Here is a 22,673-nt window from a genome sequence, read left to right as displayed (position 1 = left end):
TTCCGGCATTGGTGCATATGAAGCGCCGTTGAGTGTTTTGGAGCGTTTCTTGGAGCCAACTGACGAAACTCCCGAACGGTTGAACATAGCTGCCTATGCGCTTGGCCGTATGGCGGCTAGCAAACCGGATAATATTGCGCTGATGGTGTTTGACGGCACCACACATGAGCCATCTGATGTGTGGACCTATGCTTCATTGGAAGACGCCGTTCTGCGCACCAGAAACGGGCTGCAGTCTCTTGGCATCAAAATGGGAGATCGCGTGTTGCTGCGTATGGGCAACAGTGTCTGGTTTCCAATCATGTATTTTGCCTGTCTGGCAGGCGGGTTTGTTCCTGTCGCAACCTCTGACCGGATCAGCCAGCGCGACCTTGATCATATAGCGAACGACTGCAAGCCAGTGATCATCGCTCATGATGGCGCAACGTCGCTGCCTTCGGAGCAAACCGATGCAAAGATTTTTGGCCCGGATGATTTGCACTTTCTGTCGCAAAGTCCGCTTGGGCTGTATGCCCGCACATTTTCCTATGATCCCGCCTATCTGATTTACACTGATGGCACGTCCGGCCCACCTCGCGGGGTGTTACATGCGCATCGCGCGCTTTGGGGCCGCTTGCGTCATCATAAGCCCTGGCTCGGTCTGACCCAGAAGGACCGGATGCTGCATACGGGTGCAGATAACTGGGCGCGCAGTATCGGGTATGGTCTTATGGATCCCTTGTGCTGCGGCGCTGCGATTGTTCTGCTGTCTCCGCCCGATCTACGCGGCGTTTTTGACAAAGCTTTGCCGCTTCTGGTGGAACTGAGCGGTGCCACCATTGTTGTGGCGATGCCAGGGCAATACAACACGGCGCTGAAAAGTGGCACGGTCACGGAAGGGGCAATGCCCACCCTCACCAGAGCCATTTCCACCGGCGCAATTCTGCCAGCCCATGTTGCTGAAGAGTGGCAGGCTGTGACGGGTCATCCGATCTATGATGGCTATGAACTGGCAGAGATTGCCTGCCCGATTTTCAGTGGGCCGGACTGCCCGGTAAAACCTGGGAAAATTGGCAGGCCTGCCCCTGGCAGCAAACTGTCGATTTTGGCTCCTGATGCGGGCTTGAAAAATGTTGGCGTCAATCAGATTGGCGTCATCGCGACCCACCGTTCCGACCCAGCCTTGATGCTTGGGTACTGGAACGATGCCGAGACCACCAAGGCTTCGGTTCGCGGGGCGTGGTTCATGACCGGGGATCTGGGGCTGCGGGATCAGGATGGTTATATCCAGTATGAAGGACGGCTTGATTACCTCGTCAATGTCGAGGGATATCGGGCTAATCCTGAGGAAATTGAAACCATTATTCTGTCGCTTCCCGATATCAAGGAAGTTGCTGTTGCCGAAGGGGTGGTGCCCGGTCGCGGAACAGGGCTTGTGGCTTATGTGGTGCCGCAACCCGGCGCGAAGCTTGCCCCGAACGAGTTGAACCGCAATCTGGCGCCGCTGCTGGTTGATTATAAGCGGCCGAAGAAATGGGTTGAAGTGGACGGCCTGCCAAAGACCGCCAGCGGCAAGCTGGCCCGTTTTGCTTTGGCACAGGCAATTGCCCCGTAAACGAATTGTAAAGGTTTCAATTCTAGGTTTATCCCATGGAACCAACAGTCGCAGCAGCATTGATGACGGCCTCCACGCAAGCAAAAATTACTGGCGCGGTGGCTGCACGCATGATTCAGATGGACCAGGATGCAGCGCAGACGCTGATTACTGCCATGCAGGAAAGCAGCGAAAATCTGGAAAAAATTGCAGCAAATCTGGCAAGCGGTGTCGGAACAAATCTGGATTTTTCAGCTTAATTCCGTAAATATCCATTCTTCCAAACTAGAATAATTTTGAGACATGCTTGGCTGTTGCGTTTTGTTCAGGCGCTCAGGCCATGCAGAATGATGTCGATATGTGCGTTCAGGTATTCTTCGATATCGATCGGGTCCTGAGCCTTGAAAGTCAGATCCCAGAGCACCGCCAAAATCGTGGGTGCCATGATCAGCCTTGGCTCCCTTGCAGCTGGCCCATCCCGAATTTCACCCCGCTCAATGCCGCGTGTGATGATGTGCGTTAACAGGGTGACGCCTTTGGAAATGACTTCCTTGTGGTAGAGATCGACAAGACCGGGAAACCGTGGCCCTTCGGAAATCAATATTCGGATAACCCCTGAAATGTCGCTGCCAACGAATTGCCTGTAGATGCCGGTCAGCACCAGCCTCAGCAAGGCATCGGTTGGTCCGGGATAGTTTGTGACCATTTCCTCAAACTGGTCCAATGAGAGAACCAGGCGTGAGCGGACCACAGCCATGAACAAGTCTTCCTTGCTGTCGAAGTAACGGTAGATCGTGCCTTTCGCGATCCCTGCACGTTGCGCAATATCCTCAAGGCGCGTTGCGGCCAATCCGCTGATTGCGAACTCTTCAAGACCAGCCTGCAAAATTTCGCCGGGGCGCGCGGCCTTCCTGCGTTTTGGTTTTTGTGAATCAGCTTCAATTTTGGTCATAGGACGGTCATTGACAGGGTTGGAATTTTAATGACTTTTGAGTCATTATCTGTTTTAACAGGTTCAGCCTGACTGCCTTTGTCTTCCAGTTTTGGACAAGGTGTCAAAGAAAACCGTGATTTTTTAACAGGAATGCAGGTTTGCAGCAGCCCCCGGATCATTCTGATGACCTGCCGATGATGGTTATGGATCATACTGAGATGTCGCCTGTTGCATCATCTGGTCCGGTGCGTCGCTCTCGTTTTCGCTTGCCCTCACGGCTCATACTCATACCGCTTTTTCTGGTTACATTATTTGCCGGAGGGATTGTGGGTCTTTATTTTCAGCCTCCCGGCCTGAAAGCCTTTTTCCAACTGGTTGGTTTGCAGCCCGGTGGTGGCAGCAATACCCCGATTGCAGTGCCGGTACCAAGCGCTCAAACGTCTGATCCTGAAGCCGCAAAACCAAAATTGGTTGCCGGGCTTGGTCGCTTGATCCCCAACGGGGATGTGGTGACCGTTGCACTGCCCTTCGGGGCAGGGGATGCGCGGATCAGCGACGTTCTTGTGCGTGCCGGAGACAAGGTCAGGAAGGGCGATACGATTGCTGTTCTGGATAGTCTGGGCCAACTTGAGGCGCTGGTGGAAACGGCGGAAGCGAATGTTGCTGTGCATCGTGCTACGCTTGACCAGACGCGTGACACGGTGCGTGCCAGTATTGCCGAAGCGGAAGCATCTCTGCAGAGAAGTCAGGCGGCATCGGATGTTGCCCGGCAGGATTTTGAGCGTACCAAATCGCTCTCGGATCGTGGCGTTTCCTCACAGGCGGCATTGGATCTGGCGCGGTCGGTGATGGTGCAGGCCGAGCGGGAGGTCGAGCGCAATTCTGCAACGTTGTCGCGCTATACCAGCGATGGTTTGGACGCACAGGTTGATGTGGTTGTGGCGGCACGTAATCTTGATTCTGCAAAAGCAGAATTACGCCGTTCCAAAAACGATTTGTCAAAGGCAATGGTCATTGCGCCAATGAATGGCACAGTTCTGGATGTTCATGTGCGTGCGGGCGAAAAGTCCGGTGCTGATGGTGTCGCTGATATTGGTGATGTTGAAAACATGACGGCGGAGGTAGAGATATTTCAGAACCAGATCGGGCTGGTTCAGTTGGGACAGAGCGTCCAGATTGTGGCCGATGCTTTTCAGCAAAGCCTGACAGGTGTGGTGACGGAGATCGGACTTGAAGTGGAGCGGCAGACCGTTACCGCTGATGACCCGGCAGCCAATACAGATGCGCGCGTCGTCGAAATCATTGTCCAGCTGGATCCGGCTTCATCGGATATTGCGGCCCGGTTCACCAATCTGGAAATTGTAGCCCGCATCGTGGTGGGGTCGGAGAATTGACGGCAATTTTGGCGCGGCTGCTTGGGCGAATGCCGATTGGCTGGCTGCAGCTTTTGCACAATAAAACCCGTTTGGCGGCGGCGGTGGCCGGTATTGCCTTTGCGAACATTCTTGTGTTCGTCCAGCTGGGGGTGATGTTTGCGCTGAATACGACGATCCTGTTGCCATATACGTTGTTTGATGCCGACATCATCATTTCCTCGGCAGATGCAAATACGTTGACAGATGGCAGTAATGTCCCGCGTCAGCGCGGTTTTGAGTCCATGTCAGTGCCAGGTGTCGCAAGTGCTTTACCGCTGTTCATTGGCAATGTGGACTGGACACGCGATGATGGCAACGTGACCAACCTTCAGGTTCTGGCGCTGGATCCTTCCCAGGGTGCCTATGTCATTCCCGAGATTCGCAACAAGATTGCCAATCTGCTTTTGATTGATACAGCCCTGATTGATCGTTTGACACGAGGCGCGGATACAGACCGGTTATCTTTGATATCACCGGACAATCCGTTGATTTTTGAAACGCGGGGTCGCACGCTGAAGGTGCCTGGAACCATCAGTATTGGCGGTGGATTTAGCTCAGATGGTTACATGGTGACATCTGACCAGACGTTTCTGCGTCTTTTCAGCAGCCGCATTGCCGGTGCGCCGAATCACATTCTGCTCAAAACCAAACCTGGATTTAACGTCGATGCTGTTATTGATGAGCTGCGTCTTTTGCTGCCGGACAACAAGGTGAAGGTGCGCACCTTGGCCGATGCAGCAAAAGCTGACCAGATTTATCAGACAACCGAACGGCCAACGGGGCTGATTTTCGGGTTTGGGGTGGTGATGGGGGTGATTGTTGGTCTGGTCATTGTGTATCAGCTTCTGTCAACCGATGTTGCAGACCATCTGAAAGAATACGCGACCTTCAAGGCAATGGGCTACGGCCAGTCTTTCTTCATGGGGATCATTTTTGAGGAAGCTCTGATATTGGCGATTTTCGGATTTGTGCCAGGATTGATCATTTCCAGCATCCTCTATCAGCTTTTGAATTCTGCAACCGGTCTTCCGGTGATGATGGATATGGCCCGTCCCATTGCCGTGTTTTTGGGCACGATTGCAAGCTGTTCCATTTCCGGTGCGATTGCCACGCGCAGGCTGGCCAGTGCCGATCCTGCAGATTTGTTTTAGGGCGCAGTTGTGAGCGGTGAAGCTTTCCCGATTGTGACAAAGGGCCTGAACCATTGGTTCGGGGTTGGGGAGGCACGCAAACAGGCTATTTTTGATATAAATTTGTCGATTGAGGCCGGTAAGCTGACCGTCCTGATGGGGCCGTCAGGGTCTGGGAAAACCACATTGCTGACGCTCATTGGCTGCTTGCGTGATGTCCAGGATGGCAGTGTTCACCTGTTGGGGCAGGAACTGCGTGGTGCACTTGAAGCTGATCTGGTTTTGGCACGCAGGAAGCTCGGGTTCATTTTTCAAGCCCATAATTTACATGAAAGTCTGACTGCGCTGCAAAATGTGCGTGTAGGCCTTGAGGTGCATGGCGCGTCCCTGTCTGGCAAGCGAAGCCAGTTTGAAGCCGCATCTGCACATCTGCTTGGTCTTCTGGGGCTGGAGGACAGGTTACATTACCTGCCCGGAAACTTGTCCGGTGGCCAAAAGCAGCGTGTTGCCATTGCGCGTGCTCTTGTGGGCAATCCGCGTGTCGTTTTTGCTGACGAGCCGACAGCAGCGCTGGACAAGGAATCCGGCACCAATGTTGTGCGCCTGCTCAAGCAATTGGGCACACAACGTGGAACGACCACAGTGATGGTGACGCACGATAATCGTATACTGGAAATGGCAGACCGAATCATCACTTTGGAAGAAGGGCGGATTGTCGACGACATACCCGTTGTCAGTTAACAGGCAGGTATGAAGCTGATTACCTGATTTCGCCAAACCGCTGTGGTCTATGGTCAGCCTGCTCCATAAGTCGGGCAATTTGAGCCGCGGTCTTGTTCTGCTTCGTTTCAGAATTGCCTGCAGGTGTCACCATAATAATAAGGCCGCCGATTTCGCCCAGGGCTGAATGCCAAGGGAAAATGGATGCGCCAGATGCGGAGGATGCCACCCGCGTTTCGCCATTTTCTAGGGCCTGAGAGCGATGGACAGTTTCGCCCTTCAAGACGCGTTGATGTTCTGCGCGCCATTCCTTTGGAACCTCCGGCAGAACGTCGTAGTGGGATTTGCCCACATACGAATGCGGCTCTTGCAAACCGTGAAATTCTGCCCAGGCGGGGCTGATCTGCAAATAACACATCTTGCGATCCAGAATAGCGATGGGTGAGGGAGAATTAGCAATGATTGAACTGACCAATTGCGCGCGGGTTTTGGAGATGTTCTTGTCAGAGATGCTCTGAGTGACATCCCGGAAAATACCGTAAACCGCTTTGACGCTTTTATCCGTATCCAGCTCGACGGACGCCACGGACTGTACAAAGCGCATTTTGCCATCTACCCGTTTCAGCCTCAGAACAAAGTCGAACCCGTTTTTATTGGTGATGGCGTCGCCTACCAGAAACTCGACTGTTTTGGCGTCTTCGGGATGATAAAGCGCAACCGCCTTGCTGACATTGACCGTGCCCTTGCGCGGCTGCATACCATGAATGCGGTACACGTTTTCCGACCACCATGCGTTGCCGGTGCTGACATCGATACGCCAGAAGCCGAATGCCTCAGCCTGAAGCATCAACTGGACCAGCAATTCCGGTTTTACTTCCATCGTTTCAGATGGAAGGTCTTCAGGATCGAACTGATCATATCTCACAGGGTTTTTCAAATGGTACACCAGCGTTATCAAACAGAACACGCATAGTGATCAGAGCGCGTTAAGATGGTGTAAATGCGGTGGTGTATCTGCGCCGCTGCGCCTTTAAGTATACTAACGGTTGTGGGTTTCAGAAGAACAATGAGCCAAAACCGCAAGAATCTATCAATTCTGGCAATTAGAAGCTGCTCCGGATTTTATTTGGTTGCCCTGGCACTCACGTTCTAACTGGACTTATCGTCAGTCATTTTTTTGCCGATGATGGCACTGACCAGCGCTTTTGCGTCTTCACTGTCCCAATGTGCCGGGCCGGACAAATGCGCAACCCGGCAGCCATCCTTGTCGACAATCAGCGTGGTTGGCATGCCGAACGCAAGGCCTTTTTTCTTCAGACTGTTGAATATTTCGGTTGTTTGGTCTGCGTAAAGCGGCAGGTTGGAGACATCAATCTCGTCCAGAAAGGCGAGGGGACGTTCAGCGCCGCTGGTGTCGATATTCACAGCAACGACTTCAAAATCTTCGCCACTTAACGCGGTTTGCAGATTGGACAATGCCGGCATTTCTGCGCGACATGGAGCGCACCAGGTGGCCCAAAGGTTGAAAACAACTGCCTTGCCTTTCCAGTCAGCCAAAGTGATGTCGTCACCTTCGGGAGATTTGAACTGGAGATCGCCAAGATAGTCTGGCACATCCGCCAATTGTACCGCTGCCATTTCCCCTTGAATGAACGGATCAAGCGATGAGGCAACGTCAGGTACTGCAGAACATGCCGCGCCCGTATTTGCCACAACTGTAGCACTATCATGGACATCGCTACCCAGTTTCCCGTATAGGAGCAGCGATCCTGCGATCACGCCTGCAATGGCAGCCAGTAGCAGCACTTTCATGACAACATCCTGTTGTTTGTTCGCATAAGCCCGTGCAGCCCTGAATTGGGACTTGCGCAGAATTCACGAAGGTCATTTATGTCCAAAGGTCCAAATAAGCCGCAAGGCGCATCGGAACAGATTGACGGCACATCAAACGCCATTTTATCCAACACAACTTCGTCCAATACGATGTGGGGTGGTCGTTTCTCCTCGGCACCTGATGCCATCATGGAAGAAATTAATGCCTCGATCGATTTCGACAAGGCAATGTTTCGCCAGGATATAGCAGGTTCCAAGGCCCACGCTGCGATGCTTGAGGCCCAAGGCATTCTGTCTCATGAAGATGTGGCAAAAATCGTTCACGGTCTAGACACGATTTTGCGAGAAATCGAAACCGGACAGTTTACGTTCTCCAGACAGCTGGAAGATATCCATATGAATGTGGAGGCGCGGCTGCGGGAACTGATCGGTGATGCAGCCGGTCGTCTGCACACCGGACGGTCCCGTAATGATCAGGTTGCGACCGATTTCAAACTCTGGGTGCGCGACACAATTGATGCGCTGGATGCAGCTCTTGCCGGCCTGCAGAAAACCCTTGCCGAAAAGGCTCTTGAGCATGCGGCCGTATTCATGCCGGGCTTTACGCATCTGCAATCCGCGCAGCCTGTGACATTTGGTCACCATCTCATGGCCTATGTTGAAATGCTGGGCCGGGACAGGGGCCGCTTTGCCGATGCCCGCAAGCGTCTCAATGAAAGCCCATTGGGGGCAGCTGCCCTTGCTGGCACGTCATTTCCCATTGATCGGGATATGACAGCCAAGGCCCTTGGCTTTGATCGACCTACCGCCAATTCGCTGGACAGTGTTTCAGATCGTGACTTCGTGCTGGAGGCCCTGTCCGCTGCAACGATTAGCGCCATGCATTTGTCACGCTTTGCTGAGGAGCTTGTGATCTGGTCCTCGGCTCAGTTCCGGTTTGTTCATCTGTCGGACAAATTTACCACTGGTTCGTCCATCATGCCGCAAAAGCGCAATCCGGATGCAGCTGAACTGGTGCGCGCCAAAATTGGACGCATTGCAGGGGCTTATCAGGCGCTTGTGATTGTCATGAAAGGCCTGCCCTTGGCCTATTCCAAGGACATGCAGGAAGACAAGGAGCAGGCCTTTGATGCGTTTAACGCCTTTTCACTTGTAATTGCGGCGACCTCTGGAATGGTGGCTGATCTGGAACCCAATGAAAAAACTCTGGCGAAAGCTGCCGGCAGCGGGTTTGCCACAGCAACAGATCTGGCTGACTGGCTGGTTCGTGTGCTCGACCTGCCGTTCCGCGACGCGCATCATGTGACGGGACGCATCGTTGCCCTTGCCGAGGAACTGAACTGCGATCTGCATCGGGTGCCGCTGGCCGACATGCAGGCAATTGAGCCAAAGATCACAAAGGATGTGCTGGGTGTATTGAGCGTGCGCAAATCCGTCATGAGCCGTGTCAGCTATGGCGGCACAGCACCTGCCAATGTACGCAAACAGGCCAAGCGCTGGATTCGTGCACTGGAGCGTTAGAAACCAACCGACTAGCAGCTTGGAAATACGGCTTGTGAATTCGGCCTCTTGAAATCCGGGTCGATTTACGACAAAAGACTGTTAATTGTATTTGTGTAAATTGAAAAACCGTAATTTCCGCAAAAAGGAGCCTTCCGTGACACGTAAAAAGATGACCGCTGCCAGTTTGATTGGCGTATTGACTTTGACTCTTGCGCTTGGTGCATGTGGCCGTCGTGGTGCTTTGGAAAACCCGGATCCCACCTATCGTGGTAGTGGCAGCGGATCTCTGGAAGATGCGGTTATCGGATATGATGCCGAGAAACCTGACCGGAAATTCATTCTCGACCGCCTTATCTAAGCTTCAAAATGCTATGCCTGCCGCTTAATGCAGGCTTGAGGAGAGCCGGTCTTGCATCATTTTGCCTATAAGGGCGGCGTTCTCCACGCTGAAGATGTGTCTGTGGCGGACATTGCTGCTGCCGTCGGCACACCTTTTTATGTTTATTCCACAGCGACTTTAACGCGGCATTTGAAGGTGTTCAGCGACGCATTTGGCACGCTGGACCCTTTGGTGTGCTACGCCACGAAGGCCAATTCCAATCAGGCCGTGCTGACCACCTTGGCCAAGGCCGGGTCCGGCGCTGATGTGGTGTCGGAGGGTGAGCTACGCCGCGCTTTGGCTGCAGGCATTCCAGCCCAAAAAATCATGTTTTCTGGCGTCGGCAAGACGGCTGGCGAAATGCGCTTTGCTCTGGAAGCCGGTATTTTATGCTTCAATGTGGAAAGTGAGCCAGAGTTGGAGCGGCTCAACGAAGTTGCACTGTCTCTTGGCATGATTGCGCCTGTCTCGCTGCGCATCAACCCGGATGTGGATGCCGGTACGCACGCCAAGATTTCCACCGGCAAGGCTGAAAACAAATTCGGGATCGCCTGGCAGCGCGCGCGGGAAGTTTATCGCAGAGCCGGTGCAATGCCGGGCATCAAGGCGACCGGTATCGATATGCATATCGGGTCCCAGATTACCGACCTTGCTCCGTTTGATGCGGCGTTTGCACGGCTTTCGGAGTTGATTGCTATTTTGCGAGAAGATGGTCACATAATCGAACATATCGATCTTGGTGGTGGCCTTGGTATTCCCTATCGCAATGATAACAACCCACCACCTTTACCGGATGCTTATGCCGAAGTGGTCAAGAAACATGTCAGTGGGCTGGATTGTCGGATCATTTTTGAGCCTGGCCGCCTGATTGCAGGCAATGCCGGAATTCTGGTCACCGAAGTGATTTATGTGAAAGAAGGCGACGCGAAGAATTTCATTATCGCTGATGCAGCAATGAATGATCTGATCCGTCCCACACTTTATGAAGCCTATCATGAAATCTGGCCTGTGGTGAAAATGGCTGATGATGCCGTTGAAATTGTCGCTGACGTGGTTGGGCCGGTCTGCGAAACAGGGGATTATCTGGGCCTGGACAGAAAACTGCCGAAGCCGGAACCGGGGGATTTGCTGGCACTTTTGTCGGCCGGTGCCTATGGCGCCGTGCAAGCTGGAACCTATAATTCAAGGCTTCTTGTGCCTGAAGTCCTGGTTCACGGTGACAAGTTTCATGTCGTTCGGCCACGGCTCAGCTACGACGCTTTGCTGGCGCTGGACAGTGTGCCCGACTGGCTGGACTGAAACGCTGGGATGAAGCCTCAATGGGTTGTCAGAACGCTGGCTAATGCATTGATAGGCGACAGAATGACCTTTCCAAATTGTCATGCAGTGTGATCGCCTCAGCACTGGTCAACCGTGTGCGCTGTGCTAAACTTTAATGAGCAAGGTATGGTTCGGTCAGTTTCTGCACCAAACTTTAGGAAATATATTCGAATTTTCAAAGGCTTATGTTCGCCTTGCTCGTTCTTGAAAGGGTTGTGGATACATGCCGGACGAGCGGAATCGGAAACTGAGCAGTGCAACCGACTTGTCGTCGGGCGGTTTGGCGCGGCAGATTGCCTCTCTGGTGACCCGGGGACGGGCCGTTTTATTCTGGGAAGATTTCTGGCCCGCAGTTCTGCCGCTTCTCGGCGTCATTTCACTTTTTCTCATTCTGTCCTGGTTTGGTATCTGGCTTGTTGTGCCGCCTATCTGGCGCACAATCGGCATGGTTTTGTTCGTACTTGCCGCACTGGTTGCGTTGTGGCCGCTGTTACGTCTGTCCCTTCCAGGTAAAGACGCGGCTCTGAAGCGGATCGAGCAGGTATCTGGAACCCACCACCGCCCTCTTTCAAGTTTCGATGATCAGCCGGCGGCGCTGGCCGCAGATGATGCGCAGGGCCAACGTTTGTGGCAGACGCATCAGGCGAGAAACATTGCTGCACTGAAATCATTACGCACCGGATTGCCGCGTCCTGCCACAGAGCGGTTGGACCCGTTTCAATTGCGGGCGCTCGTGGCGCTGCTTCTGGTCGTCGCCTTTGCCTATGCCGGTTCTGACAAAACCCGTCGTCTGGCTGCACTTACAGACGCCTCAATAGAGGCCACCCCGGCTCTGGCCCGGATTGATGCCTGGATCACACCACCGGATTACACGCGGCGTGCGCCGATTTTCCTGACACGCGCGGCCGAATTGGCGATCACCGATAGGGTGAAAGTGCCAACTGGCAGCGTGTTTTCTCTGCAAAGCGATTCTGCCGAAGCGCTTGACGTTACGCTGGTTCAAAATGGCATCGCACAGCCATTGACCGCTGGCGAAGATGAATCAGTTGCTGAAATAGGTGGTTCGGCCCTTGCCCTGAACCAGTTTCAGGCGACGCTGGATGCTGACGCCGAGATTTCGGTCTCCAGTGGATTTGGTGAGACACGAAGCTGGCAGTTTTCAATTATCCCGGATGAGGTTCCCGAGATTGCCCTGAACGGGCAGCCGGAAGTGGCGCGCAGCGGCGCTTTGGAACTGAGTTATACGCTGAAAGATGATTATGGAATTGTTTCAGCGAATGCTGAAATCGTGCCAGCAAAGGAGCAGTCCGCAGATGCGGAGCCTCTTTATGAAGCGCCTGAGATGAACCTGTCACTGCCGCGATCGCGTGTGCGCGAAGGCGTTGGTAGCACAATCAAGAATTTGACCGATCATCCCTGGGCCGGAATTGACGTGACGATGGTGTTGACCGCAATTGATGAAGCGGAGCAGACGGGTGTTTCCCCGTCCTTGGATATGGTCTTGCCCATCCGTCCCTTCCGCGAGCCCTTGTCCCGGGCCCTGGTGGAACAGCGCCAGAATCTGGCATTGGACGCAAATCAGGCGCACAAGGTCAGCGTGGCGCTGGATGCGTTGTTGTTCGCGCCTGAGACCTTTATCGACAATGTATCGGTGTATCTGGCCATGAATACGGCTCGACGGCGTCTTTTGGCTGCGGCGGATCACGATGCGCTGAGGGGTGTCGCTGATCTTTTGTGGGAAATTGCGCTGGCTATTGAAGATGGTGATCTTTCCGATGTTGAGCGGGAATTGAGAGCTGCACAGGAGGCGCTGCGTGATGCGCTGGAAAACGGCGCTTCAGATGAGGAAATTGCTCGTCTGACCGAAGAGTTGCGTGAGGCAATGAATGAGTATCTGCAAGCGCTTGCGCGTGAGATGCAGCGCAACCCGACCGCCCAGCAGCAAATGCCATTCGATCAGAATACACAAATGGTAACGCCGCAGGATCTGGATCAGATGCTTGATCAGATAGAAGATCTGGCACGCAGCGGCTCGCGCGATGCTGCACGCGAGATGTTGTCACAGATGCAGCAAATGCTGGAAAGCCTGCAAAATGGCCAGCCGCAAATGTCGCAGCAACAACAGCAGATGCAGCAAATGATGCGCGATCTTGGCGAGATGATCGAGCGGCAGCAAAGCCTCATGGATCAGACATTCCAGCAGCAGCAGCAACAGCAGCGCCAACAACAGTTGGAAGGCCAGCAGGGGGCCCCGTCCGAGGCAGACCGGCAACGCGCATTGGAAGAGCTGCAGCAGGGTCAGGCTGACTTGCAGGAGCAGTTGCAGGAACTCATGGACCAGATGCAACAAAATGGTATGCAGCCCGGTGGCCAGATGGGTGAGGCGGATGGAGCTATGGGAGACGCTGAACAGTCTCTGGGGCAGGGTAAGAGCGGGCAGGCGCTCGGGTCTCAGTCACAGGCCTTGCAGGCCTTGCGTGATGGCGCACAGGAGATGATGCAGCAATTCGCCCAACAGGTTCAGCAAGGGCAACCCGGTCAGCAGGGCCAACCAGGCCAACCTGGCGGACCTCCCTTCGGCCCCGGCCAGCAGGGCCAGCAAATGGGACGCCCCGGCGGCACGCAGAATGGAATGGACCCTCTGGGACGGCCACAGCGCAGCCAGGGAGCTGATGATGGCAACAGTGTCAAAGTTCCCGGTGAGATCGACATTCAGCGCGCCCGGGAAATCCTGGACGCGATTCGCAAAAGGCTGGGGGACATGGAACGCCCAGATCTGGAGCTGGATTATCTGGAGCGTCTGTTGCCGCAATAGGCTGTTGTGACCTGCCCCTTAAGGGTGAGACATTTCTAGGCCGCGATCTTATCGGACAGGGCACCGTTCACAGCGGTACGGATGTCTGCCAGAGAGAATGGTTTTGTCACAACACTGCGCACGATTTTCTCAAGACCCTTGGCCCGTTCGCGCTGGTCGGCGTATCCCGTCATGATCAAAATTGGCAGAGCAGGCCAGTCACGTGCGGCGTGATGGGTCAGTGCAATGCCGTCCATAATTGGCATTTTCACATCGGTCAGCAACAGGTCAAAACCGCCATCCTCATCCCTCAGAGTGAGCAAGGCTTCTTCGCCATCTTCAGCGGTCACAATATCATGGCCGTCCAGTTGCAGGGCTCGGCTGACAAAGGTGCGCACGGCTGCGTCATCTTCAGTGATTAGTATTCGGGCCATGGTTGCTTCTCCAAACGCAATACATAAGAAACATTAAATCACCGGGCACTCAGGCCCGGCCATAGGGCAGTCAATCTTCGGCAACAACACCGACAAAAGGCAATTCACGAAAGGCGTGGGCGACGTCCATGCCATAGCCCACGACGAAATAATCAGGGCATTCAAAGCCCACATATTCAGCAGTGATGTCGGCGACGCGTTTGCCGGTCTTGTCCAGCAGAATCGCAATCTCGGCACTGGCTGCGCCACGCTCCAACATCAGGTTTTTGGCGAATGAAATGGTCCGCCCGGATTCCAGAATGTCATCAATGAGCAGTACGTTCCGACCTGCGACATCTGTCTCAATATCGCGCACAACACGCACAGTGCCGCTGGATGTCGTGTCAGCACCATAGCTGGACAGGGTGATAAACTCGATTTCCGGTGACATGCCAGCCTTGTGCATGGAGCGCACCAGGTCGGCGGCGAAAATAAAGCTTCCCTTCAACACTGCAATAACCAGCAGATTGTCGTGGCCGTTCTTCGCGATGTCGATGGCCAATGCGTCATTGCGCGCTGCCAGCGTTTCCGCGTCAAACAAAACATCAATATTTCGGTCTCGGATCAGTGCCACTGTTAATCTCTCTAAAGTCGGTTCAATCGGGGATCGTTGCTCAGGAAGCGAACGTGTAATTCATCTGCCACATCTGGTGGTGAGGCAAGCACGGTGCGAAACTGAATGGTTTCGCCTGCTGGTAATGGGTGAGATGATGCATCATCCTGCCAAGTATACACTTCCCGATTTCGACCACTTAGAATGAAATGAAGGCGCGGAATTGTTTTGGTACTGTTCGTGATGTTGCGGACACTACCTTCAACAATCAATACAGCCATGCCGTCTTCAGGACGTCTCACAGTGCGCACGTTCTCAAATTCCAGACCATACAGATTTACATCAACTCCAAGCGCGGCATAAAAACTTGCCAGATCAGGAAATTGCTGGACCATGACCTGACGGCCAGCAAAAAGACCATAGATCAAAATGGCTGGCATTATAAATGCGATCAGGACAGCGATTTGATGCGCAAGGCTGAGACCCAGAGCCCATTTGAAGAAGTAAACGACGTGTTGCCAACCGTTTGTAACGGCTGATTGCAAGCCAGCCACGATACTGCGCAGCCGGCCATGTCCGTGTGAATTGCTTTTGTTTGACAAAGTTTGAAGGGTTTCGACTGATGCAGGTTGTCTGGGCGTGCGGGCCTTTTCAGCTGCGCGTTCCTCTTTCATGTCTTCGTGCCAACGATCTTCATCATCGGTTTTGGCGGCGATTGTTTCTATGTCCGGCGCAGTTTCAGCAGCGACCTCAACGGAGGAGTTCTGTGAATGCGCGGGAAACCCGCTAATCTGGTCTCGAGTATTCTGGTCTCCAGTAACCTGGTCTGGTGTGTCTTCGACAACCTGATTTGCTTCGTTTTTGGAAATTTCTAAAGCCATTTGGCTTGCATCAACTGGCTGGGCATTCCAGACATGTGCACATTTTGCACATTTCATTTTGCGCCCATGGGTTCCCAAGGCGTCTGCATTGAGCGCATATTTGGTATCACAATTGGGGCAAGCGATTTTCATGTTGGCTTAATGGGTCCTGACCCAAATATGTTCAGTTGTATCTATTCCTTTTTGCGCCAAGGATGTTAACGGTGTGACAATGTGGCCTTGATTCAGGCCCGTCTTGAATGAATTTTTGCGCTCAATCGCAAACAACGTTAATGAAGTGAAAAAGCCAGGTCTGAGATGCTGAAATCGTAACAGGCAGACCCGGGAAGTGATGAGGCGCTCAATTGATCCGGTTTGAAAATGTTGGCTTGCGCTATGGAATGGGGCCTGAAGTCCTGCGCGACATCAGTTTCCAGATCGCGCCGCGTTCGTTTCAGTTTCTGACCGGGCCTTCGGGTGCCGGTAAAACATCCCTGTTGCGGCTTTTGTTTCTGTCCATGCGCCCTTCGCGTGGCCTGATTTCGATTTTCGGCAAGGATGCTGTCAAGATCGGCAATGATGAATTGCCGGAAATCCGGCGACGTATTGGCATCGTATTTCAGGATTTTCGTCTGCTGGATCATATGACCACCTATGAAAATGTTGCTCTCCCGCTTCGGGTTCAGGGGATGGACGAAACACGTTACAGATCTGATGTTGTTGAATTGCTGGATTGGGTGGGGCTTGGCGAGCGTATGCACGTGCTTCCGCCGATTCTCTCCGGTGGGGAGAAACAAAGAGCGGCGATTGCCCGGGCACTCATTGGCCGCCCGGATATTTTGCTGGCTGATGAGCCAACGGGTAATGTGGACCCGCCATTGGCGCGCAGGCTTTTGCGGCTGTTTATTGAATTGAACAAGCTTGGCACCACGGTGGTAATTGCCACCCATGATCTGGCGCTGATCGACCAATTTGATACAAGGCGCTTTGTTTTGAAGGATGGGCGGCTGCAGATTTATGACTGATCAGAACTCATATCCGCAATTCAGAACTGAAAGTGGGGCAAAAGGCACCGCGCGCACCGGCTTGCGTGTTGCGTTTGCACCAGTTCGTTATGCAGCCCGTTGGTTGGCCGGCCATCGCGATGTTCGACAAACGCCCATTGTTCCCCCGCAATCTGTCGCCGGGACTGCGCTGGTCGCTGTTATTGCTATCATGAGCTTTCTCGCCTGTCTGACATTGGCTGCAGTGACCATGGTGTTTGAGCAGGCGCAATTATGGGAAAGCGATGTCAGCAGTGAACTGACCGTCCAGATACGCCCCACTGATGGAGTGGATATTGAGTTCGAAATTGAGCGCGCCATTCGCATTACCGAGCGTGAGCCGGGCATTGGCCGGGTGCGGGCCATGGAAGAAGCAGACGGGGCAGCCTTGCTGGAGCCTTGGCTTGGTGCCGGACTTGACCTTTCGGAACTTCCGGTTCCAAGGCTGATCATCGTGGATATTGACAATCCCGCCACGCTGGATGTGGGTCGTCTGCGTGCCAATTTATCTGACAGCATCACGGGTGTCAGCGTGGACGATCACGGTATCTGGATCGATCAGCTGAAGCGCATCGCCAATGTCACCATAGCAACGGGCATCGGCATCTTTCTGCTGGTTCTTGCAGCGACCTGCCTCAGCGTGGTGTTTGCCACGCGTGGTGCTATGGCTGGCAACCAGGTTGTCATTTCGGTGCTGCATTTTGTCGGCGCACTTAACCGCTACATCGCCAGAGAGTTTCAGGGGCGGTTCCTGTTTATCGGCCTGAAAGGCGGGCTGATTGGCTGCATCGCTGCCGCAACCTTCTTTGTTGTCGGGGGTGGTCTTTTGGGGTTTCTTGAAGGGCCATCCGGTGGAAGTCCGTTTCAGGCCCTGTTCGGCGGATTTTCACTGACACCTTTGGTCTTTACCGGCTTTGTGTTTGTGCTGATCCTTGTCAGTGCCTTGACGGCTGCGACCACGCGGATGACTGTGGAACGCTATCTGGCGACAGTGCAGTAGACCTGCGAAGGATTTTCCGTGATCTACATTCGATCTGTGATTTTTAATCTGGCCTTCTACACATTTCTATTTTTGCTGATGCTATTCGCCCTGCCGATTTTTCTGCTGCCATGGAAATGGGTGTGGTGGATGCCGACCACATGGGCGCGCACGTCGCTGTGGATGCTTCGTGTTCTTGCAGGTGTCAAGTTTGAGTTAAGAGGCATGGAGAACAAGCCGGAAGGTGGTGTGCTGATTGCTTCCAAGCACCAGTCAACCTGGGAAACTTTCGTGCTGTTATTTGTGGCAGAACGCCCTGCTTATCTGGCTAAGCGGGAATTGTTCAAGATTCCGTTTTTTGGTTGGTACCTGTCCCGGTTCCGGCAGATATCCGTCAATAGGGCGCGTGGCTCCAGTGCATTGAAATCCTTGATTCCGCAGGCCAGGGCAGCGGTGAAAGACGGGCGCGATGTGGTCATCTTTCCCGAAGGCACGCGCAGGACACCCGGTGACTCGCCATCCTATAAATATGGTGTGACGGCCCTTTATCGCATCCTGAAGGTGCCAGTGGTGCCTGTCGCCCTCAATGCCGGGGTGTTTTGGCCGCGGCGCACGTTTTTGCGTTATCCTGGCACTATTGTGATGGAAATCCTGCCGCCAATTGAGCCTGGATTGAGTGATGATGTGTTCAACAAAACGCTGATTGAGCGGATTGAAACGGCTTCAGACAAATTGCTGGAAGAGGCCAGAGCATCGCAAAAAGCGAATGAGTCCAGCATGTGAGTTGACAAATCTGCGTTTTGTTCTATTTTTGTTCTTATGATGATTCAAGATTCAACACCTCGATTTGTAAGTCTCAAAAGCGGCGGCATCAGTTCGCGTTTTGCAAAAGTGTGTGGCCGGTCCGGGCGCAGTTATATTGTGACTGAAGTTTCAGCGTCTCTTTTGAATGCCTATCATGATTGCGTAGCCATTGCGGTGGTAAGGGAGCGGATTGCCGGTGTCTGGCTTGCCTGCGAGGGTTGGCAGCCGGATGCCGAGTTCATTGGGCCGCAAGCGCGGGCTTCGCAGGACCACCCATACGGTTCGGCTCGAAAGCCAGTGCGTTGGTTTCTGCACTTTCTGTCGGGGTCCGACCCTCAGGCGGTCGAGGATTTGCGGCCAGCCTTAACTGTCAGCAGGTTTGCCGATGCATCAGGTTCTTATGACGAGCGATGGGCGGCCTGATCGCTGGCTCTGGTGTCATTTCTCAGGCGTCAGTTCCAATTGTCTGGTCAGCCAGGCAAGCGCCGGGTCGCCAGCACCAGTTTCGGCAAGATGGGCCTGCGTGTTGATGACATAGTCGGCATTGGGGCCGGATTTTCCATGGCTGGATTTGACGAAGGATAATTGGTCATCCAAGGCCAGTTTACCGGCATATTGCTGGTGCTCGCGGTCAACCATATAGCTTACCGCAGGAACTGATTCGCCACTGGCAAGGCGGATGGTCCGTGTGACTTCCTTATACACCATGGTGACCTGCTCCCGTTCGCGCAGATAATCCAGTGTCGATTGCCAAGCGTCTGGTTCGACTGCAAATGCGATGCCTTTGCAAGTGCCGCCACGATCAAGCCCCAAAACAAGCCCTGGTTTTTCCGGCGTGCCGCGATGAACGTGTGAATACACGCACAGGCTGCGGTGGGCGCCATACAACAACGCGGTTTCGCGCCGTACATATGAAAAACCGGGCCGCCACATCAATGAACCGTAGCCAAACACCCAAAAATGACGCATATGCACTCCGCGTTTCCTGATACCCGATGCAACAGCTTGATGAAGCAATACTGACATTGCGGCTGACACTGGCGAACATCTTTGGGGCCGACGGTACAGGATGGACGCAACCAGATGCAAGTGTTCCAAATGGAAGGTTCTATGGCTCGTAAAGTGAAGTGGCTGATGAGTATCATCGTCGGTCTGGTGCTCCTGTGGTCCGTGCTTTGGTATGGCGCAAGCGTGGCAACAGGAAAGGTAATTGACCGGGTCGAGCAGCAAAGCGTTCGAATGGGTCGCGATGTCAGTTGCAATGAGAGAACTGTCTCCGGTTATCCGTTTCATCTTGAAGTTTCCTGTGGGCAAGCAGTGCTGGATGCTCAGGACCGCGGCATAGAAGCCGATATTGATTCCGTGCGCAGCGTTGCGTTGCTCTACAAGCCCGGTCATGTGATTGCCGAGGCAGATGGTCCGCTGACGGTAAAACTGTCGCCGGCTGCCGGATTGAGTGGCGAATTGGTCGGGCGCTGGAAGAGCGCGCGTTCCAGCGTGTCTGCAGGCCTGTCCGGCTTGAAACGGGCATCTCTGGTTGCCGAGGAAATTGACGTCATTGCCAATGCGCTATCCGGCCCTGCCAACCTTGATGGCCCTGATGGACTTGATGGACTTGGTAGCCTTGGCGGCCTTGAGCAGATGACCGTGCAGGGGGCACAATTGCATGTTCGCCCCAACCCCGATTCGCAGACGGACTTTGACGTTGCTCTGACACTGAGTGACATTCTGACCACCCGCTCTGGCAAGGCATTGCCGGAAATGGATTTGGGTCTTCTGGCGACAGCCAAAAATGTAGGAGAAGCCCTGGGATTTGATCCAGACCTTTTGCTTGCCAACTGGCTCAACAGTGGCGGTGCGCTGGATTTGGAAAAGCTGAGTTTCAACAGTTTGGGTTTCGCCGCAAATGCGTCGGGCCCGGTGACCATTTCACAAGATGGGCTGGTATCCGGTCAGGTGAAACTTGAAATCACCGGTATGGACAAGCTTCCGGATCTTGTTGCAGCCATTGCGCCCCGGTTTCGCCAGAACGCGGAACAGATTGCGGCGACCTTTTCCGGCCTCGCCGGAAACAATCCAGATGGAAAGGTCATCATTGCTCTGACATTACGGAACGGGATTGTCAGCGCAGGAATACTGCCAATTGGCCGGATACCAAATCTATTTTGATGAATTGTCGTCGTCGCTTTGCTGCAAGCCTGCCTGACGCCCGAAATCCGGCAGGTCGACTTCCTGACCGGCATCAATAATTGCGCGCCGAATGCCGCGCGTGTGGGTGAACAGCTCAAACAATTCGTCACCCTTGCTCCAGCGGATAGCGCGTTGAAGGGCAGATAAATCCTCTGAAAACCGTGCCAGCATTTCAAGCAGGGCATCCTTGTTATGCAGGCAGACATCGCGCCACATGGTGGGATCAGATGCTGCAAGCCGCGTAAAATCACGGAAACCACCAGCGGAGTATTTCATGACTTCCGACTCAGTCACTGTTTCAAGATCATTCGCCGTTCCCACAATATTATAGGCGATCAGATGCGGCAGGTGGCTGGTAATGGCCAGAACCAGATCGTGGTGATCTGCATCCATCTGTTCCATATTGGCACCACAAGCTGCCCAGAAGCGATTGAGGCGATCAAGCGCGTTTTGATCTGTGTCCGGCAGTGGCGTCAGTATGCACCAGCGATTGTCAAACAGGGTTTCAAACCCGGCATCAGGGCCGGACTTTTCCGTACCAGCAACGGGGTGGGCCGGGATAAAATGCACATTTGAGGGCAGATGCGGTTGCATTTGGTCAATGACGGACCGCTTGACCGACCCCACATCCGAGACAATTGCACCGGGCTTCAAGTGAGGGGCGATGGCTTTCGCTGTTTGCTCGCTTGCGCCCACGGGCACACACACAATAACGCAATCCGCATCCTTGACCGCCTCTGCTGCGTCCTGCGTGTAGCTGTTGCCAAGTTGCAGTTCTTTGGCCCGTGTCAGTGTTTCAGCACGTCTTGAGGAGACCGCAATATGTCCGGCAATGTTTCTGGCGCGGGCCACGCGCGCAATCGAGGATCCGATCAGGCCAATTCCGATCAGGGTCAGCTTGCCAAAGACAGGCTCATCTAAAGCTGGAGGCGTGGGGGATTGCGTCATCTCAACTGTCACTTACCTGCCTAAAAACGCTTTCAATGCGGCAAGAACCGCAAGATTGGCTTCTTCGGTCCCTATGGTGATACGCAAAGCATCCGGCAGTCCATAGGCTGTAACCCGCCGTACCACAACACCACGGTCCTGCAAAAAGGCATCCGCCCGTTCTGCTGAATGATCGCCATCACTGGAAAAATGCACCAATATGAAATTCCCCACACTCGGCGTTACATCCAGACCCAATGCCTGACAGCCATCGCTCATCTGCTTCAACCAGGTTTCATTGTGATCGACCGAACGGGCAATGTGGTTGCTGTCTGCAAGAGCGGCTTCGCCAGCTGCCAGAGCTGCGCCATTGACGTTGAACGGACCGCGAATGCGGTTGATGGCGTCAATCACACCCTCGGGGCCAAAACACCAGCCCAGGCGCAAATTGGCGAGGCCGTAAATTTTGGAGAACGTGCGGGTCATGACAACATTGGCGGAATTGGCCACGAGTTCGATACCGGACTCATAGTCGTTGCGACGCACATATTCCGCATAGGCGCCATCCAGAACCAGAATGATGTCGGGCCGTAAACCCGAATGCAGTCGCTTTACCTCATCAAACGGAACATACGTTCCCGTCGGGTTGTTGGGGTTGGCCAGAAAGACCATCTTTGTGCGTTCGGTAATGGCTGCCAGAATGCTGTCCACATTCGCTGTGTGATGATGTTCGGGCACCACTATCGGCTCTGCGCCAGCAGCCAGAATGGCAATTTTGTAAACCAGGAAGCCATGCTCGGTGTAAATAGCCTCATCCCCGTCTTCCAGATAGGCATAAGATAGCAGCGACAGAATTTCATCTGAACCGGAACCACAGACAATTCGGTCGGGGTTCAGGCCATGGGCATCGGCAATTGCATGGCGCAGGCGCGACGAGCTGCCATCCGGGTAGTCTTCCAGATGGGTTGATGCCTGAAGGGCCGCAATGGCCTGTGGGCTGGTGCCAAGCGGATTTTCATTGGACGACAGTTTGAAAACTTTTCCGCTTTTCGGATCAACACCGCTGGCCTGACTTTTGCCTGGAATATATGGTGCAATCTTCAGCACCGAGGCGCGCGGAACCGGGCCTTTGGGGGATGTGTCGGTCATAGTCGTTTCCTGTTGGGCACGGACAGCTGTTGTTGTTGGCTTTATCTAGGTTTAAACGTCGCGTCTTCATATGCGTCGTAAAGCGGAAAATCAA

The 22,673-nt window shown here is 53.8% G+C and carries 23 protein-coding genes and 1 pseudogene; 14 read left to right on the top strand and 10 right to left on the bottom strand.

Translation table 11 applies throughout. The features are described from left to right. Positions 1 to 49: 49 nt before the first annotated feature. Both RAL91_RS21350 and RAL91_RS21345 read left to right on the top strand, forming a co-directional pair. Entirely contained in the window at positions 50 to 1,594 is a 1,545-nt protein-coding gene (locus RAL91_RS21350) for a class I adenylate-forming enzyme family protein (protein ID WP_306258265.1), read from the top strand. Positions 1,595 to 1,629: 35 nt separating this feature from the next. Next, positions 1,630 to 1,833: a hypothetical protein gene (locus RAL91_RS21345; protein ID WP_306258264.1), complete on the top strand. Its 204-nt coding sequence runs from the start codon at positions 1,630 to 1,632 to the stop codon at positions 1,831 to 1,833. A gap of 65 nt (positions 1,834 to 1,898) precedes the next feature. On the opposite strand, the gene RAL91_RS21340 is transcribed toward RAL91_RS21345, so the two are convergent. Further along, positions 1,899 to 2,525, bottom strand: a complete 627-nt coding sequence (locus tag RAL91_RS21340; RefSeq protein WP_306258263.1) for a TetR/AcrR family transcriptional regulator — start codon at positions 2,523 to 2,525, stop codon at positions 1,899 to 1,901. Between the two features lie 140 nt (positions 2,526 to 2,665). On the opposite strand from RAL91_RS21340, the gene RAL91_RS21335 reads away from it, so the two are divergent. From RAL91_RS21335 to RAL91_RS21325, 3 genes are read left to right on the top strand one after another with little or no spacing between them, the layout of a single operon-like run. Then, positions 2,666 to 3,901, top strand: a complete 1,236-nt coding sequence (locus tag RAL91_RS21335) for an efflux RND transporter periplasmic adaptor subunit (protein ID WP_306258262.1) — start codon at positions 2,666 to 2,668, stop codon at positions 3,899 to 3,901. Then, on the top strand, positions 3,898 to 5,073 hold the full coding sequence (gene devC / locus RAL91_RS21330; protein WP_306258261.1) for an ABC transporter permease DevC: 1,176 nt from the start codon (positions 3,898 to 3,900) through the stop codon (positions 5,071 to 5,073). The genes RAL91_RS21335 and devC overlap by 4 nt, the downstream gene beginning before the upstream one ends. A gap of 9 nt (positions 5,074 to 5,082) precedes the next feature. Further along, a complete protein-coding gene (locus RAL91_RS21325; protein ID WP_306258260.1) occupies positions 5,083 to 5,793 on the top strand; it encodes an ATP-binding cassette domain-containing protein in 711 nt (236 codons plus the stop codon). 19 nt (positions 5,794 to 5,812) lie between these two features. Here RAL91_RS21325 and RAL91_RS21320 read toward each other — a convergent pair whose 3' ends face one another. Together RAL91_RS21320 and RAL91_RS21315 are read right to left on the bottom strand one after the other, a co-directional pair. Next, the gene (locus RAL91_RS21320) at positions 5,813 to 6,697 is read right to left on the bottom strand and encodes a PAS domain-containing protein (RefSeq protein ID WP_306258259.1); all 885 of its coding nucleotides are present in this window, start codon (positions 6,695 to 6,697) and stop codon (positions 5,813 to 5,815) included. 224 nt (positions 6,698 to 6,921) lie between these two features. After that, positions 6,922 to 7,584, bottom strand: coding sequence for a TlpA disulfide reductase family protein (locus tag RAL91_RS21315; RefSeq protein WP_306258258.1), 663 nt, complete (start codon positions 7,582 to 7,584; stop codon positions 6,922 to 6,924). A 171-nt stretch (positions 7,585 to 7,755) separates the two neighbouring features. Here RAL91_RS21315 and argH point away from each other — a divergent pair, with 171 nt between their 5' ends. The 4 genes from argH (at position 7,756) to RAL91_RS21295 (ending at position 13,622) form a co-directional block, all read left to right on the top strand. After that, positions 7,756 to 9,126, top strand: coding sequence for an argininosuccinate lyase (argH, locus tag RAL91_RS21310; protein ID WP_306263047.1), 1,371 nt, complete (start codon positions 7,756 to 7,758; stop codon positions 9,124 to 9,126). 136 nt (positions 9,127 to 9,262) lie between these two features. Beyond that, positions 9,263 to 9,466: a lipoprotein gene (locus tag RAL91_RS21305; protein WP_306258257.1), complete on the top strand. Its 204-nt coding sequence runs from the start codon at positions 9,263 to 9,265 to the stop codon at positions 9,464 to 9,466. Positions 9,467 to 9,517: 51 nt separating this feature from the next. Beyond that, on the top strand, positions 9,518 to 10,786 hold the full coding sequence (lysA, locus tag RAL91_RS21300) for a diaminopimelate decarboxylase (RefSeq protein ID WP_306258256.1): 1,269 nt from the start codon (positions 9,518 to 9,520) through the stop codon (positions 10,784 to 10,786). A gap of 244 nt (positions 10,787 to 11,030) precedes the next feature. Continuing rightward, complete coding sequence (locus RAL91_RS21295) at positions 11,031 to 13,622, top strand: TIGR02302 family protein (protein ID WP_306258255.1); 2,592 nt, start codon at positions 11,031 to 11,033, stop codon at positions 13,620 to 13,622. Between the two features lie 35 nt (positions 13,623 to 13,657). Here the strand turns inward: RAL91_RS21295 and RAL91_RS21290 are convergent, their stop codons facing one another. From RAL91_RS21290 to RAL91_RS25150, 4 genes and pseudogenes are all read right to left on the bottom strand, one after another. Beyond that, positions 13,658 to 14,035, bottom strand: a complete 378-nt coding sequence (locus tag RAL91_RS21290; protein WP_306258254.1) for a response regulator — start codon at positions 14,033 to 14,035, stop codon at positions 13,658 to 13,660. Between the two features lie 70 nt (positions 14,036 to 14,105). Further along, positions 14,106 to 14,648 carry a hypoxanthine phosphoribosyltransferase gene (gene hpt / locus RAL91_RS21285; RefSeq protein ID WP_306258253.1) on the bottom strand — a complete coding sequence of 181 codons (543 nt, stop codon included), beginning with the start codon at positions 14,646 to 14,648 and terminating at the stop codon, positions 14,106 to 14,108. 11 nt (positions 14,649 to 14,659) lie between these two features. Continuing rightward, on the bottom strand, positions 14,660 to 15,508 hold the full coding sequence (locus tag RAL91_RS21280; protein ID WP_306258252.1) for a hypothetical protein: 849 nt from the start codon (positions 15,506 to 15,508) through the stop codon (positions 14,660 to 14,662). 33 nt (positions 15,509 to 15,541) lie between these two features. Beyond that, positions 15,542 to 15,640, bottom strand: a pseudogene (locus RAL91_RS25150) (zinc-ribbon domain-containing protein); the annotation flags it as partial. A 212-nt stretch (positions 15,641 to 15,852) separates the two neighbouring features. On the opposite strand from RAL91_RS25150, the gene ftsE reads away from it, so the two are divergent. The 4 genes from ftsE (at position 15,853) to RAL91_RS21260 (ending at position 18,736) form a co-directional block, all read left to right on the top strand. Continuing rightward, positions 15,853 to 16,512, top strand: a complete 660-nt coding sequence (gene ftsE, locus RAL91_RS21275) for a cell division ATP-binding protein FtsE (protein ID WP_306258251.1) — start codon at positions 15,853 to 15,855, stop codon at positions 16,510 to 16,512. Then, complete coding sequence (locus RAL91_RS21270) at positions 16,505 to 17,530, top strand: ABC transporter permease (protein WP_306258250.1); 1,026 nt, start codon at positions 16,505 to 16,507, stop codon at positions 17,528 to 17,530. Before ftsE ends, RAL91_RS21270 begins: the two co-directional genes overlap by 8 nt. Positions 17,531 to 17,548: 18 nt before the next feature. Beyond that, positions 17,549 to 18,292 (top strand): 1-acyl-sn-glycerol-3-phosphate acyltransferase, encoded by a 744-nt coding sequence (locus tag RAL91_RS21265; RefSeq protein ID WP_306258249.1) that lies wholly within the window; start codon positions 17,549 to 17,551, stop codon positions 18,290 to 18,292. A 138-nt stretch (positions 18,293 to 18,430) separates the two neighbouring features. Beyond that, entirely contained in the window at positions 18,431 to 18,736 is a 306-nt protein-coding gene (locus RAL91_RS21260; RefSeq protein ID WP_306258248.1) for a hypothetical protein, read from the top strand. A 15-nt stretch (positions 18,737 to 18,751) separates the two neighbouring features. Here RAL91_RS21260 and RAL91_RS21255 read toward each other — a convergent pair whose 3' ends face one another. Next, on the bottom strand, positions 18,752 to 19,282 hold the full coding sequence (locus RAL91_RS21255) for a gamma-glutamylcyclotransferase (protein WP_306258247.1): 531 nt from the start codon (positions 19,280 to 19,282) through the stop codon (positions 18,752 to 18,754). 141 nt (positions 19,283 to 19,423) lie between these two features. On the opposite strand from RAL91_RS21255, the gene RAL91_RS21250 reads away from it, so the two are divergent. Further along, positions 19,424 to 20,482: a DUF2125 domain-containing protein gene (locus RAL91_RS21250; RefSeq protein ID WP_306258246.1), complete on the top strand. Its 1,059-nt coding sequence runs from the start codon at positions 19,424 to 19,426 to the stop codon at positions 20,480 to 20,482. Here the strand turns inward: RAL91_RS21250 and RAL91_RS21245 are convergent. Both RAL91_RS21245 and hisC read right to left on the bottom strand, forming a co-directional pair. Beyond that, positions 20,474 to 21,451, bottom strand: coding sequence for a prephenate/arogenate dehydrogenase family protein (locus RAL91_RS21245; protein WP_306258245.1), 978 nt, complete (start codon positions 21,449 to 21,451; stop codon positions 20,474 to 20,476). The genes RAL91_RS21250 and RAL91_RS21245 overlap by 9 nt on opposite strands. Before the next feature lie 12 nt (positions 21,452 to 21,463). Then, a complete protein-coding gene (hisC, locus tag RAL91_RS21240) occupies positions 21,464 to 22,579 on the bottom strand; it encodes a histidinol-phosphate transaminase (RefSeq protein WP_306258244.1) in 1,116 nt (371 codons plus the stop codon). Positions 22,580 to 22,673 lie beyond the last annotated feature (94 nt).

It is taken from the genome of Pararhizobium sp. IMCC21322, from assembly GCF_030758295.1.
Classification (GTDB): Bacteria; Pseudomonadota; Alphaproteobacteria; order Rhizobiales.
The sequence above is the reverse complement of the archived record's forward strand: the minus strand, read 5'-3'. Positions and strand labels throughout refer to the sequence as shown.

Excerpts from the sequence above, each read along its gene's own strand:
- RAL91_RS21250 (WP_306258246.1), top strand. The coding sequence starts at position 19,424 with ATGGCTCGTAAAGTGAAGTGGCTGATGAGTATCATCGTCGGTCTGGTG.
- RAL91_RS21280 (WP_306258252.1), bottom strand. The coding sequence starts at position 15,508 with ATGGCTTTAGAAATTTCCAAAAACGAAGCAAATCAGGTTGTCGAAGAC.
- argH (WP_306263047.1), top strand. The coding sequence starts at position 7,756 with ATGTGGGGTGGTCGTTTCTCCTCGGCACCTGATGCCATCATGGAAGAA.
- hisC (WP_306258244.1), bottom strand. The coding sequence starts at position 22,579 with ATGACCGACACATCCCCCAAAGGCCCGGTTCCGCGCGCCTCGGTGCTG.
- RAL91_RS21290 (WP_306258254.1), bottom strand. The coding sequence starts at position 14,035 with ATGGCCCGAATACTAATCACTGAAGATGACGCAGCCGTGCGCACCTTT.
- RAL91_RS21270 (WP_306258250.1), top strand. The coding sequence starts at position 16,505 with ATGACTGATCAGAACTCATATCCGCAATTCAGAACTGAAAGTGGGGCA.
- RAL91_RS21345 (WP_306258264.1), top strand. The coding sequence starts at position 1,630 with ATGGAACCAACAGTCGCAGCAGCATTGATGACGGCCTCCACGCAAGCA.
- RAL91_RS21340 (WP_306258263.1), bottom strand. The coding sequence starts at position 2,525 with ATGACCAAAATTGAAGCTGATTCACAAAAACCAAAACGCAGGAAGGCC.
- RAL91_RS21255 (WP_306258247.1), bottom strand. The coding sequence starts at position 19,282 with ATGCGTCATTTTTGGGTGTTTGGCTACGGTTCATTGATGTGGCGGCCC.
- RAL91_RS21315 (WP_306258258.1), bottom strand. The coding sequence starts at position 7,584 with ATGAAAGTGCTGCTACTGGCTGCCATTGCAGGCGTGATCGCAGGATCG.
- RAL91_RS21245 (WP_306258245.1), bottom strand. The coding sequence starts at position 21,451 with ATGACGCAATCCCCCACGCCTCCAGCTTTAGATGAGCCTGTCTTTGGC.
- RAL91_RS21295 (WP_306258255.1), top strand. The coding sequence starts at position 11,031 with ATGCCGGACGAGCGGAATCGGAAACTGAGCAGTGCAACCGACTTGTCG.